Raw genomic sequence first — 13,867 nt, 5'->3', positions numbered from 1 at the left:
TATAATATAAGTGTAAATATTACTGCAAAACGAACAAAAAACACGGTACGCACAAATGGCACATACCGTGTTTTTATATAGTTTGATTCAGTTAAATCAGAAGTCCATAATTTCGTCATCTTCAAGAGCAACGATAACATCCTCTGTTTCGTCGTTCTCAACGATTTCAGCCTCAGAATTGCTCTCAAGCTTAACATCGGCATATCTCTGCATACCTGTACCTGCAGGGATAATCTTACCGAGGATAACATTCTCTTTAAGACCAACGAGCGGATCAACCTTACCCTTGATAGCGGCATCTGTAAGAACTCTTGTTGTTTCCTGGAATGATGCGGCTGAAAGGAAGCTGTCTGTTGCAAGAGCCGCCTTTGTAATACCGAGGAGGAGCTGTGTGAATGTTGCCTCACGAAGACCCTCTTCGCCGTTGGCAATACGCTTTTTAATCTGCTCATTCTCGTAAAGAACTTCGTTCTTGTCGTAGGTCTGACCTGACATAAAGCCTGTGTCGCCTGCGTCCTCAACCTTAACCTTACGCATCATCTGACGAACGATAACCTCAATGTGCTTATCGTTGATTTCAACGCCCTGCAAGCGGTAGGTACTCTGTACCTCCGAAATAAGGTAGTTCATGACTGCCTCGGGTCCGAGAATATCGAGTATATCGTGCGGATTAACAGCACCGTCGGTAATCTTGTCACCCTTCTTGATATGGTCACCTTCAAATACCTTTACACGGAAGCCGAAAGGAATGAGGTAAGCTCTTTCTTCGCCTGTTTCTTTGTTAAAGATAACAGCGTGCTTTGCGTTTTTGATTTCTTCAAAACGAACATCACCGTCGATTTCACTGATGATTGCGAGGCTCTTTGGCTTACGAGCCTCGAAAAGCTCTTCAACTCTCGGAAGACCCTGTGTGATATCTTCGGCAGATGCAACACCGCCGGTATGGAATGTTCTCATTGTAAGCTGTGTACCCGGCTCACCGATTGACTGAGCGGCAATAATACCGACAGCCTCACCGACAGTAACAGGCTGTCGGTTGGCAAGGTTAGAACCGTAGCACTTACGGCAAGCGCCGTGTTTTGCACGACATTCAAGTACCGAACGAATCTTGATGTGGTCAACACCCGAATTAACGATGATGTCAGCCTCTTTGTCGCCCATCATAATATCCTTTGAAACAAGAACATTACCGTTAGAATCGCAGAAGTCATCAAGGAGATATCTTCCGATAAGACGCTCGTGGAGTCCCTCGATAACATTTGATTCGCCTGCTTTGATGTCAAAAATTTCAAGACCTTCTGTAGTACCGCAGTCCTCTTCACGGATAATAACTTCCTGTGATACATCAACAAGACGGCGGGTAAGGTAACCTGAGTCGGCTGTACGAAGAGCTGTATCGGCAAGACCTTTACGAGCACCACGAGATGAAATAAAGTACTCCAAGATGTTAAGGCCTTCACGGTAGTTAGCTCTGATAGGAATTTCGATTGTTTTACCTGATGTATTGGCGATAAGACCACGCATACCTGCAAGCTGTCTGATCTGGCTCATACTACCACGGGCACCTGAGTCAGCCATCATGAAGATTGGGTTGTAGCGGTCAAGGTTTTTCTGGAGGGCGTCGGTTACATCGTTAGTAGCCTTTTCCCAGATACGAAGAACCTCTTCGTAACGCTCTTCGTTTGAACGAAGACCCATCATAAACTCATCACGGATAACATCAACTTCCTTCTCTGCCTCGGCAATGATATCCTTTTTCTGAGGAGGAATAACTGCGTCACAAACGGCTACTGTGATAGCACCCTTTGTAGAGTACTTATAGCCCTGCGCCTTAATGTGGTCAAGAACAACGCTTGTTCTTACCGGACCGTGAATTTTAATACATTTATCAATAATCTTCTTAAGACCCGACTTGCCAACAAGGAAGTCAACCTCAAACTTGAATCTGTTTTCGGGGATACTTCTGTCGATAAAGCCGAGATCCTGAGGAATAGGATTGTTAAAGATAATCTTACCGATTGTTGTGTCTACAATACCGGATTCGATTTTTCCGTCAATTTCAAGCTCACGGCGAACCTTGATTTTTGAGTGAAGCTCAATGACGCCTGTCTGATAAGCCATCATAACTTCATCAACATCACGGAATACCTTTCCTTCGCCTCTCTCACCGTCCTTATCAAGTGTAAGGTAGTAAGAACCGAGGATCATATCCTGTGTAGGAACTGTAACAGGCTGACCGTCAGATGGTTTGAGAAGGTTGCCTGCTGCGAGCATAAGGAATCTTGCCTCTGCCTGAGCCTCTGCCGAAAGAGGTACATGGACAGCCATCTGGTCACCGTCAAAGTCAGCGTTGTAAGCTGTACAAGCGAGCGGATGAAGTTTAAGAGCACGACCCTCAACAAGAACAGGCTCAAATGCCTGAATACCAAGACGATGAAGTGTTGGAGCACGGTTGAGGAGAACGGGGTGTCCCTTGATTACAACTTCAAGTGCATCCCAAACATTGTCCTTTGCACGCTCAACAGCTTTTCTTGCTGATTTGATATTCTGCTCTGCTTTAGTTTCAACAAGGCGTTTCATAACGAACGGCTTGAAGAGTTCAAGTGCCATTTCCTTAGGAAGACCGCACTGATACATTTTGAGTTCAGGTCCTACAACGATAACCGAACGGCCTGAGTAGTCAACACGCTTACCGAGAAGGTTCTGACGGAAACGGCCCTGCTTACCTTTAAGCATATCCGAAAGTGACTTGAGGGCACGGTTGTTAGGTCCTGTAACGGGTCTGCCTCTTCTGCCGTTGTCGATAAGTGCGTCAACGGATTCTTGAAGCATTCTCTTCTCGTTGCGGATGATGATTTCAGGTGCGTTAAGCTCAAGGAGCTTTTTAAGTCTGTTGTTACGGTTGATAACTCGGCGATAGAGGTCGTTAAGGTCACTTGTTGCAAAACGACCGCCGTCAAGCTGAACCATAGGACGGATATCCGGCGGAATAACCGGAACAACATCGAGAATCATCCACTCGGGACGGTTGCCCGACATTCTGAAGCTTTCAACAACATCAAGTCTTTTAAGGAGTCTAACTCTCTTCTGTCCCGATGCAGTTTCGAGCTCTGCTTTAAGTGAAGCGGAAAGAGCCTCAAGGTCAATCTCGGCAAGGAGCTTTTTGATTGCCTCGGCACCCATACCTGCTTCAAAGTCATTCTCATACTTCTCACGCATATCATTGTACTCACCCTCGGTAAGGCACTGATACTTTGCAAGGTCACGGCAGTCGCCGGGATCTGTTACGATGTACTGTGAGAAATAGAGTACATTCTCCAAAAGCTTGGGAGAAATATCAAGCATAAGGGCAATTCTTGAAGGAATTCCCTTGAAATACCAAATGTGCGACACGGGAGCGGCAAGCTCAATGTGTCCCATACGCTCTCTTCTGACCTTTGAACGGGTTACTTCAACACCGCAACGGTCACAGATTTTACCCTTAAAACGGATTCTCTTGTATTTACCGCAGTGACATTCCCAGTCCTTTGTAGGTCCGAAAATGCGTTCACAGAACAAGCCGTCTCTTTCAGGCTTGAGAGTACGATAGTTAATTGTCTCGGGCTTTTTAACTTCGCCGTAAGACCATTCTCTCATCTGCTCAGGAGAAGCAAGTCCGATTTTAATTGAGTCAAAAACATTATTATCTATCATTGCATTTCCTCCTTACATATCGTCACTGCCAAAGTCATCGCTGTAATCGTCCGATGTATAGCTGTCCTCTTCAACATCGGCAAGTGAATCGTCAAACATATTGCCTTCTTTGCCGCCCTCGTCAAGAGTGTAGCCGTCCATTGATGTCATTACATGGTCTTCTTCAAATTCCGGATTTGTTGCGTCAACAATATCCTCGTCCTCATCAAACTTCTGCTTAATGTCAATTTCTTCACCGTCAGAGTTAAGAACACGAACATCAAGTGAAAGTGACTGGAGTTCCTTAATAAGAACTCTGAATGACTCAGGAATACCCGGAGCAGGAATATTCTGACCTTTAACGATAGCCTCGTAGGTCTTAACACGGCCGACAACATCGTCCGACTTAACTGTAAGAATTTCCTGAAGTGTATAAGCAGCGCCGTAAGCCTCAAGCGCCCAAACTTCCATCTCACCGAAACGCTGACCGCCGAACTGGGCTTTACCGCCGAGCGGCTGCTGTGTAACGAGAGAGTAAGGACCTGTGCTTCTTGCGTGGATTTTTTCATCAACGAGGTGATGGAGCTTGAGGTAGTACATATAGCCTACTGTTACAGGGTTATCGAAACGCTCGCCTGTACGGCCGTCAACAAGCCATGTCTTACCGTCCTCGCTGTAACCTGCGTCTTTAAGACACTGGAAAATGTCCTGCTCATGAGCGCCGTCAAATACAGGAGTCATAATCTTCCAGCCAAGTGCCTTTGCGGCATAACCGAGGTGAACCTCAAGAACCTGACCGATGTTCATACGAGAAGGTACGCCCAACGGATTAAGTACGATATCAAGCGGAGTACCGTCCGGAAGGAACGGCATATCTTCCATTGGAAGGATTCTTGAAATAACACCCTTGTTACCGTGACGACCTGCCATCTTATCGCCTACGCTGATTTTTCTCTTGAGTGCAAGGTAAACTCTTACAACCTTGTTTACACCGGGCTGGAGCTCGTTTCTGCTGTCTGCACGGGTAAACACCTTAACATCAACAACAGTACCGCATTCACCGTGAGGCACACGGAGAGATGTATCTCTGACTTCTCTTGCCTTTTCACCGAAGATTGCACGAAGGAGTCTTTCCTCGGCTGTAAGCTCTGTTTCACCCTTTGGAGTTACTTTACCGACAAGGATATCGCCTGCTTTAACCTCAGAACCGATCTGAATGATACCGTCTTCGTCAAGATACTTAAGAACATCTTCACCGACATTCGGGATATCTCTTGTAATCTCTTCGGGACCGAGCTTTGTATCTCTTGCCTCTGTGTCATATTCTTCAATGTGAATTGATGTATAAACATCATCACGAACGATTTTTTCATTGATAAGAACAGCGTCCTCGTAGTTGTAACCTTCCCATGTCATAAAGCCGATGAGAGCGTTCTTACCGAGAGCAATCTCACCGTTCTCGGTAGCGGGACCGTCTGCGAGAACCTCGCCCTTCTTAACTCTTTGACCTCTTGACACAATAGGACGCTGGTTGATACATGTACCCTGGTTAGAACGGAGGAACTTGACAACTTCAAAATCCTGAACTCTACCGGAATCATACTGTACGCGAATGTTACGGGCATCAACGCTCATAACAATGCCGTCTTCCTCGGCAAGAATACAAACGCCCGAGTCTGTGCCGGCCTTGTACTCCATACCTGTACCGACAATAGGAGCCTCACTGCGGAGGAGCGGAACTGCCTGACGCTGCATGTTCGCACCCATGAGAGCACGGTTTGCGTCATCGTTTTCAAGGAACGGAATCATAGCCGTAGCAACAGACACAACCATCTTAGGAGATACATCCATAAAGTCAAATCTGTCGGGGGAATACTCTACAAATTCGTCACGGTAACGGCCTACGACTCTTGAATGAACAAATCTGCCGTTTTCATCAAGCGGTTCGTTAGCCTGTGCAACAGCGTAGTTATCCTCAACATCGGCTGTCATATAAACAACCTCGTCGGTTACAACGCCTGTTTCCTTGTCAATTTTACGATAAGGAGCTTCAATAAATCCGTATTTGTTAATACGGGCAAATGAAGCAAGATATGAGATAAGACCGATGTTAGGACCTTCAGGAGTTTCGATAGGACACATTCGGCCATAGTGTGTGTAGTGTACGTCACGAACCTCAAATCCTGCACGGTCTCTTGAAAGACCGCCCGGACCGAGGGCTGAAAGACGACGCTTGTGGGTAAGCTCTGCAAGCGGGTTACCCTGATCCATAAACTGTGAAAGCGGTGAAGAACCGAAGAATTCTTTAATTGCCGCTGTTACGGGACGGATATTGATGAGTGAGTTAGGTGAAAGCGACTCCATATCCTGTGACTGAGTTGTCATTCTTTCTCTTACAACTCTTTCAAGACGGGAGAAACCGATTCTGAACTGGTTCTGAAGAAGTTCGCCCACACAGCGGATTCTTCTGTTGCCGAGGTGGTCGATATCATCTGTATTACCGACACCGTGAGCAACACAGTTAAGGTAGTTGATTGTTGCAAAGATATCATCAACCGTGATGTGGTTAGGAACAAGCTCATCTGCACGGCTTCTGAGCATTTCCTTGAGGTCGTCCTCATTCTCGCAGGAATCAAGAATTTCGCAAAGAACATCAAAACGAACATGTTCCTTGATGTCGCACTCTGCTTCTGCGTCAAAATCAACATAGCAGGCGATGTCAACCATACCGTTAGAAATAACCTTAACGATTGTTTCATCGGCAGCCTTTACATAGGCAATCTTAACACCTGCGTTTTCGATTTCAAAAGCCTTTTCCTTTGTGATTTTCTCATCACGAAGAGCCATAACCTCACCGGTACGCGGGTTGGCAATCGGCTCTGCAAGAACCTGACCTTCAAGACGGTTTGCAATGCCGAGCTTTTTGTTATATTTATATCTGCCTACTCTTGACATATCATAACGATTAGGGTCAAAGAACAGGTTGTTTATGTGTGTCTGTGCACTGTCAACTGTCGGAGGCTCAGACGGACGGAGCTTTTTGTAAACCTCGATAAGACCTTCTTCAACATTTGAAGCGGCATCCTTTTCGATAGTGGCTCTCATTCTTTCATCGTCACCGAAATAGTCGAGAATTTCGGCATCCGAGCCAAGACCGAGTGCTCTGATGAACGATGTAACGGGAAGCTTACGGTTCTTATCAATACGAACATAGAAAACATCGTTTACATCGGTTTCATACTCAAGCCATGCACCACGGTTCGGAATAACTGTTGTTGAATACAGCTCCTTACCTGTTTTATCGTGATCCATTTTATAGTAAACGCCCGGGCTTCTTACAAGCTGTGAAACGATAACACGCTCAGCACCGTTGATAACAAATGTGCCGCTTGCGGTCATCAGCGGAAAATCGCCCATAAATACATTGCTCTCTTTGATTTCACCTGTTGACCTGTTCAAAAGTCTTGCGGTTACTCTGAGGGCGGCTGAATATGTTGCGTCACGAACCTTACACTCGATTACGCTGTAGTTCGGGTGATCAACATCAAGTGTGTAGTCGATAAAATCAAGAACAAGGTTGTCCTGATAATCGGTAATGCCCGAAACATCTTTAAATACTTCTTTAAGACCTTCGTCAAGCAACCATTTATATGACGCTTTCTGAATATCAATAAGATTAGGCATATCAATTACTTCATCGATTTTACCAAAACTCATTCTTTCGGTGTTGCCAAGCTTTACGGGTTTGACATTAACCATAGGCGTATCACTCCTTAAAAAATCTATGAAACGGGGCAAGCGGTACTGAAAACCTGCTCATAAAAAGCTCTTGACACAAAAGGATTTTTGTGATAATATCCCCTTGTCAGATAAAGTTTTTTGCGGATTTTCCCGACCTCTTCGGTACATATCCCCATTATGGTACATTTTATTATTCTATATTGAAATAATCAATAAGTCAAGAGAATTTTCGGATTTTTTTCGGATTTTCCTGACTTTTTTTTATTTTTCACAGGTTTTTTACAGATTTTATTTCCTGAATAGAATTATTCTTCTTTTCGGGCTGTTTTTCACATTTTAACGCAACACCCGACACGGTGTATGGTTTTAAGCTATAGAAGTGCCCGATAAACGCCCCTACTGACGAATCTTGATACAAACAAAAATCGCATCAGAGCATTTTCGGGCATCTGATGCGATTTCTATATTATACTATCTTCTCAAATTGACAGCGGTGGCACACCGCCGACAATAACTTTTCATTTTCAATTCAGAACAAAAATTACTTATTTTTATTCTGGATGTATTCGTCAATAGCGGCTGCGGCTGTTTTGCCTGCACCCATTGCGAGGATAACCGTTGCGGCGCCTGTTACAGCGTCACCGCCTGCATATACGCCCTCACGGGATGTAAGACCGTTTTCGTCAGCGATGATACCGCCCCACTTCTGAGTGTCAAGTCCCTTTGTTGTAGCCTTGATAAGCGGGTTAGGTGATGTACCGATTGAAATAACAACAGCGTCAACATCAAGAACGAACTCACTGCCGGGGATTTCAACAGGTCTTCTTCTGCCGCTTGCGTCAGGCTCGCCGAGTTCCATCTTAATGCACTTCATACCCGTTACGAACTCATCTTCGTTGCCGAGAATTTCAACAGGGTTATTGAGGAGCTTGAAGATAATTCCCTCTTCCTTCGCATGCTCAACTTCTTCCTTACGGGCAGGAAGCTCTTCTTCGCTTCTTCTGTAAACAATATAAACCTCTTCTGCGCCAAGACGCTTTGCACAACGAGCGGCATCCATTGCAACATTACCGCCGCCGACAACTGCAACCTTCTTTGCGTGCATAATCGGAGTTGTGCTGTCGTCCTTATAAGCCTTCATAAGGTTTGTTCTTGTGAGGAACTCATTTGCCGAGTAAACACCGCAAAGGTTCTCACCGGGGATATTCATAAATCTCGGAAGACCTGCGCCCGAACCGATAAATACTGACTCAAAGCCGTAATCGTCCATAAGCTCGTCAATTGAGAGAACTCTGCCGATAACCATATTTGTTTCAACCTTAACACCGAGCTCTTTGAGTGTGTCAACTTCCTTCTGAACGATTGACTTTGGAAGTCTGAACTCAGGGATACCGTAAACGAGAACACCGCCTGCAAGGTGAAGAGCCTCAAATACTGTTACATCGTAACCCTTCTTTGCAAGGTCGCCTGCACAGGTAAGACCTGCAGGACCTGAACCGACGATAGCAACCTTGTGACCGTTTGACTCAGGCTTATTTACCTTAACATCTGTCTGAGCGTTGTGCCAGTCGGCAACAAATCTCTCAAGTCTGCCGATTCCGACAGGCTCAGTCTTGATGCCTCTTACGCACTTTGACTCACACTGTGACTCCTGCGGACAAACACGACCGCAAACAGCAGGAAGTGAGCTTGACTGCGAAATTACATCATAAGCGCCTGCAAAGTTGCCCTGGGCAACCTCTTTGATAAAATCAGGGATTGCGATATGTACCGGACAACCGTTTACGCAAGGTCTGTGTTTACAGTTAAGGCAACGCTGTGCCTCCTCAATTGCAACTTCTTCTGTGTAGCCTGTTGCTACCTCAAGAAAGTTTTTATTTCTTACATTAGGATCCTGTGATGGCATAGGAGCCTTTTTTGGTGACATATTTGGCATGATTACTCAACCTCCTTCTTGAACAGATTACATGTTTCCTCGTATGCATGACGCTCAAACGGCTTGTACATTGCGCCACGCTTCATAGCCTCGTCAAAATCAACCTTAAAGCCGTCAAAGTCGGGGCCGTCAACACAAGCAAACTTTGTCTGTCCGTCAACTGTAAGACGACAGCCGCCGCACATACCTGTGCCGTCAATCATAATCGGGTTCATGGAAACTGTTGTGGGAATATTGTAAGGCTTTGTTGTTTTAACAACAAACTTCATCATAATAAGCGGACCGATTGTAATAACGAGGTCATAGTCCTCGCCTGCCTTAATCATCTCTTCGAGAGGAGCTGTAACAACGCCCTTTTGACCGTATGAACCGTCATCTGTCATAAGAATAAACTTGTCTGAGCAAGCCTTGAATTCATCTTCAAGAATAACAAGATCCTTGTTTCTGAAGCCGACAATTGAGTGAACCTCACAGCCGATTTCGTGGAGCTTTTCGGCAACCGGAAGTGCAATTGCACAGCCAACGCCGCCGCCTACAACGCAAACCTTTTTAAGACCGTCTGTATGTGTGGGAACACCGAGAGGGCCTACAAAATCGTGAATATAATCGCCTTCGTTAAGGTGATTGAGCTTTTCTGTTGTTGCACCGACAATCTGGAAGATAATACGAACTGTGCCGGCCTCTCTGTCATAGCCTGCAACCGTAAGCGGAATACGCTCACCGTTCTCGTCAACACGGAGAATGATGAACTGTCCGGGCTCTGCCTTTTTGGCAATAAGCGGAGCGTCAATTTCCATAAGTGTAACGGTTGGATTCAGAGATTTTTTCTTAACTATCTTGTACATTCTCTTTTACCTCTTTTCCTTTCTGCGAGTGCCTCGCACCCTATTCGTGCAGACAGTCTTGCTTTTCAAAAACTTTTAATGCCCGAGCGTAACTCTGCAAGCACCTGTACATTCTGAAAAGCGAGTGCCTCGCACCCTATTCGTGCAGACAGTCTTACTTTTCAAAAACTTTTGATATAAGAGCATAACTTTGCAAGAATTTTATGCTAAAGCACAACTCGGCAAAATTTGACAGTTTTCAAAAACAAGAATCTCACAATTGATATTTTCCTATAAAATAAAAATCGGAATATGCCTAATGTATTCCGAACACCTTGTCGAATTAATTTTAGCACAATTATATCTGCGTTTCAAGTGAATTTTGATGATTTTTACATATAATTCTTGCCATTTCACCAAACAAACAGCCTATTCTGCCGTTATTTTTTTCACAATCCCCCAAAAAGCACAATTCAATCAATTTTTTGAACCTAAGAATAATTTTTGCACATATGAAAACCCTAAAAAAAGAATACAAACGAAAGGGACGGTCACATGTCGGGAAACAAAAGAAAGGTTGTACTTGTGGGAACGGGAATGGTCGGAATGAGCTTTGCCTATGCGGCACTCAATCAAAATGTGTGTGATGAGCTCATTATGATTGACCTCAACGAAAAGCGTGCCGAGGGCGAGGCAATGGATTTGAACCACGGGCTTGCATTTTCGCATTCAAGCATGAAAATCCGCTGCGGAGGTTACAGCGAATGTGCCGACGCCGACATTGTTGTAATCTGCGCAGGTGCCAATCAAAAGCCCACCGAAAGCAGACTTCAGCTTTTGCAAAAAAACGCAGTTGTATTTTCTTCAATTGTGCCAAAGATTGTGCAAAGCGGTTTTGAGGGGATTTTCCTTGTTGCGACAAATCCCGTTGACATTATGACACGGGTGACCTATGAACTTTCGGGATTCAATGCGTCAAAAATTATCGGCACGGGAACTACACTTGACACGGCACGGCTCAGATATCTCCTCGGCGAATATTTTGAGGTTGATCCACGCAACATTCACGCATATGTAATAGGCGAACACGGAGACAGCGAATTTGTTCCGTGGAGTCAGGCACTCCTTGCCGCCAAACCGCTAAAGGATGTCATGCGTGATAACCCAAAGTCGTACTATATGGAAGAGCTTGAGCAGATAAGCGATGATGTGCGTTGTGCCGCCCACAAAATCATTGAGGCAAAGGGCGCAACCTACTACGGCATCGGTATGTCAATTGTTCGTATCGTCCGAGCAATTCTTCAAGATGAAAACAGCGTTCTGACAGTATCGGTTCGTCTGCGCGGCGAATACGGCGGCAAGAAAGATGTGTTCATCGGCAACCCGTGCATAGTAAGCGCAAACGGTGCAAAACGCATTCTGGAACTTAAATTAACCGAACAGGAATTGCAAAAGTTAGATAACTCCTGCACAATTCTGAATGACAACTTTAAGAAATTGAAATTTGAAAATTAACGGCGAGCCGCCGTTCCCCGTTCGTGAAGACAGTATGATATTAAAAAGCCATATTATTCCCGAGCGTAACATTGCAATATATTGTACCATTCTGTGTAGGGGCGTTCATCGGACGCCCGCTTTGATGAAACTTTTTGTTTAATAAAAATGTTTTGGTGTGATAGAAAACGTGTATTCAAATTTGCACGCATTGCGTGCAATCATGTGCTTTGCACATGGGCGGGCGACCGATGATCGCCCCTACATTTAAGCAACGACTTTCATATAGAAATCGCATCAAAGCTTTTTCGGGCATCTGATGCGATTTCTATATTATACTATCTTCTCGAATTGGTAACGGCGGCTCGCCGTCAACTTTCAATTTGTAATCCATTAAAACGGCAAAAAGCCTAAATCTTCAAGCAAAATTTTGAGTCCCAGCAAAATCAGTACTGCACCGCCTAAAAATTCTGCCTTTGACTTATACTTTGCACCAAATACATTGCCTATTTTGATGCCGACAGCCGAAAGTATGAATGTTGTTGTGCCTATAATTGCGATTGCAGGCACGATGTCAACATCAATACACGCAAACGAAACGCCTACCGCAAGGGCGTCAATACTTGTTGCAACGGCAAGGGGCAGCATTGTCTTGACCGAAAACGAATCGTCAAGCTGTTCTTCCTCACCGAAGGCTTCTCTTATCATATTTGCACCGATAAGTGCAAGCAGGATGAATGCAATCCAATGGTCAATGCTTGTGATAAGCCACTCAAACTGCTTTCCGAGAAGATAACCGATAAGCGGCATAAGCGCCTGAAATCCGCCAAACCACAATCCGACAGTAATTGCGTGTTTAGGTCTTAACTTACGCACGGAGAGCCCCTTGCAAATTGAAACCGCAAATGCATCCATAGACAAGCCGATGCCGAACAGCAGTAATTCCACAAAACTCATAATATTATCCTCCGTTATATTTTAGTCGGCGGTGAAAGGAAACAGAACACCGTTTGCCGGCTGTTATTTAATCAAAATGATATTCAGCTGTTTCAATCAGTTTGAAATGGCTCTTTTTAAATTCAATAATTCCTGCTTTTTTCAGTTCACCGAGTGCTCTTGAAAGTGACGCTCTGTCAACCGCAAGATAGTTTGCAAGCTCGTCACGGGAGAACGGCAGATCAACCTCACAGCTATGCTCACGCTTGCAATGGATTTGAAGAAGGTGCATAAATTTGCCCTTGATACTTCGCTTTGAAAGGCAGGCAAGGTGTTCCGAAATCTGCAAAAACACCTGTCTTTGTGACGCAAGCATATTGACGAGGATTTTCTGCTGAATCGAAGCAAGCGAATCCTCGGTTATAAACATCGGCTCCGGCGGAATAAAAAGAATTTCGCAGTCCTCTCCTGCCATAATCTCAACAAGCGTGTTGTAGTAGTCAAACATCGCATAAAGCGTTCCGCTTGACTCGCCGCTGCGAATTGTTTTGAGCAGACTTTTGTTGCCGTTGTAGTCCACAGAATAAAGGTATGCAGTTCCTGAAAACACAAGACCCGTCATATGGCTGAACTTGTTTTCAACCCTTGCCGTACTGCCACGGTTCAGCGACATATAGTACGGCTGTGCATATTGAATAAACATAAAAATCTCGTGATCCGTCAGCCCCGAAAACAACAGCTGATCTCTCAGCTTTGGCAAATGGTCACGAGTAAAAACTTCTACATACTTTCTCATTTAATCCTCCCTCATACCGTGGGGCGTGGGTTGTAACGGCATTATTTGTACAATTCATAATATCCGACCCTGCTTAATTGCAAACGCATCATCCGTCTTTCAAAACGAAAACGGCCGAACCCTGATTAAGCCCTAAAACTTTCTTGGCGATTTTCTTATTCTTATACCGCATAACAAAATCTTTCAATGCCGTACCGCTGTGATAGCCGAAAATTACGCACACCTCACGGACATCGGGCGAAATATTTTTCAGCCGAGCGGTAAGCACCTTTTGTGCGCTATAAACAGTTTCGCCGTGCAAATCAATCGTTACGGAATAAGACATGGTTGTATCCCTCTGTTCAATTCATTTAAAACATTCAAATTAGATTATACCACAGGAAATTGCAAATGCAACCGTTTTAACCTTTCAACAGGAAATAAAAAAACTTTGTTATAAATTTTTGAATAAATGCATAAAAGAGTACA

At 44.7% G+C, this 13,867-nt stretch carries 8 protein-coding genes; 1 reads left to right on the top strand and 7 read right to left on the bottom strand.

The window, feature by feature from the left end; genetic code table 11:
- Positions 1–96 precede the first annotated feature (96 nt).
- The 4 genes from rpoC to QDI94_RS09380 form a co-directional block, all read right to left on the bottom strand.
- Entirely contained in the window at positions 97–3,693 is a 3,597-nt protein-coding gene (gene rpoC / locus QDI94_RS09395) for a DNA-directed RNA polymerase subunit beta' (protein ID WP_278868554.1), read from the bottom strand.
- A 12-nt stretch (positions 3,694–3,705) separates the two neighbouring features.
- The gene (rpoB, locus tag QDI94_RS09390; RefSeq protein ID WP_101028403.1) at positions 3,706–7,431 is read right to left on the bottom strand and encodes a DNA-directed RNA polymerase subunit beta; all 3,726 of its coding nucleotides are present in this window, start codon (positions 7,429–7,431) and stop codon (positions 3,706–3,708) included.
- Between the two features lie 523 nt (positions 7,432–7,954).
- On the bottom strand, positions 7,955–9,349 hold the full coding sequence (gene gltA / locus QDI94_RS09385; RefSeq protein WP_015522882.1) for an NADPH-dependent glutamate synthase: 1,395 nt from the start codon (positions 9,347–9,349) through the stop codon (positions 7,955–7,957).
- Between the two features lie 2 nt (positions 9,350–9,351).
- Positions 9,352–10,194, bottom strand: a complete 843-nt coding sequence (locus QDI94_RS09380; protein ID WP_021883219.1) for a sulfide/dihydroorotate dehydrogenase-like FAD/NAD-binding protein — start codon at positions 10,192–10,194, stop codon at positions 9,352–9,354.
- A gap of 534 nt (positions 10,195–10,728) precedes the next feature.
- On the opposite strand from QDI94_RS09380, the gene QDI94_RS09375 reads away from it, so the two are divergent.
- Entirely contained in the window at positions 10,729–11,688 is a 960-nt protein-coding gene (locus tag QDI94_RS09375; RefSeq protein WP_278868553.1) for an L-lactate dehydrogenase, read from the top strand.
- Between the two features lie 372 nt (positions 11,689–12,060).
- Here QDI94_RS09375 and QDI94_RS09370 read toward each other — a convergent pair whose 3' ends face one another.
- The 3 genes from QDI94_RS09370 to QDI94_RS09360 all read right to left on the bottom strand — a co-directional run bounded on the left by QDI94_RS09370 (position 12,061) and on the right by QDI94_RS09360 (position 13,724).
- Positions 12,061–12,624: a manganese efflux pump MntP gene (locus QDI94_RS09370; protein ID WP_021883218.1), complete on the bottom strand. Its 564-nt coding sequence runs from the start codon at positions 12,622–12,624 to the stop codon at positions 12,061–12,063.
- Positions 12,625–12,691: 67 nt separating this feature from the next.
- The gene (locus QDI94_RS09365) at positions 12,692–13,399 is read right to left on the bottom strand and encodes a Crp/Fnr family transcriptional regulator (RefSeq protein WP_101028400.1); all 708 of its coding nucleotides are present in this window, start codon (positions 13,397–13,399) and stop codon (positions 12,692–12,694) included.
- A gap of 88 nt (positions 13,400–13,487) precedes the next feature.
- A complete protein-coding gene (locus QDI94_RS09360) occupies positions 13,488–13,724 on the bottom strand; it encodes a Smr/MutS family protein (protein ID WP_101028399.1) in 237 nt (78 codons plus the stop codon).
- Positions 13,725–13,867 lie beyond the last annotated feature (143 nt).

The sequence above is a fragment of the Ruminococcus bromii genome (genome assembly GCF_928721825.1).
In the GTDB taxonomy this organism is placed as follows: domain Bacteria; phylum Bacillota; class Clostridia; order Oscillospirales; family Acutalibacteraceae; genus Ruminococcoides; species Ruminococcoides bromii.
Note: the sequence above shows the minus strand (reverse complement) of the source record. Positions and strands in the feature narration are given on the sequence as shown.

What these genes read in the sequence shown, in the direction of transcription:
- QDI94_RS09370 (WP_021883218.1), bottom strand. Translation starts at nt 12,624, where the DNA reads ATGAGTTTTGTGGAATTACTGCTGTTCGGCATCGGCTTGTCTATGGAT.
- rpoC (WP_278868554.1), bottom strand. Translation starts at nt 3,693, where the DNA reads ATGATAGATAATAATGTTTTTGACTCAATTAAAATCGGACTTGCTTCT.
- QDI94_RS09380 (WP_021883219.1), bottom strand. Translation starts at nt 10,194, where the DNA reads ATGTACAAGATAGTTAAGAAAAAATCTCTGAATCCAACCGTTACACTT.
- QDI94_RS09365 (WP_101028400.1), bottom strand. Translation starts at nt 13,399, where the DNA reads ATGAGAAAGTATGTAGAAGTTTTTACTCGTGACCATTTGCCAAAGCTG.
- gltA (WP_015522882.1), bottom strand. Translation starts at nt 9,349, where the DNA reads ATGCCAAATATGTCACCAAAAAAGGCTCCTATGCCATCACAGGATCCT.
- rpoB (WP_101028403.1), bottom strand. Translation starts at nt 7,431, where the DNA reads ATGGTTAATGTCAAACCCGTAAAGCTTGGCAACACCGAAAGAATGAGT.
- QDI94_RS09375 (WP_278868553.1), top strand. Translation starts at nt 10,729, where the DNA reads ATGTCGGGAAACAAAAGAAAGGTTGTACTTGTGGGAACGGGAATGGTC.
- QDI94_RS09360 (WP_101028399.1), bottom strand. Translation starts at nt 13,724, where the DNA reads ATGTCTTATTCCGTAACGATTGATTTGCACGGCGAAACTGTTTATAGC.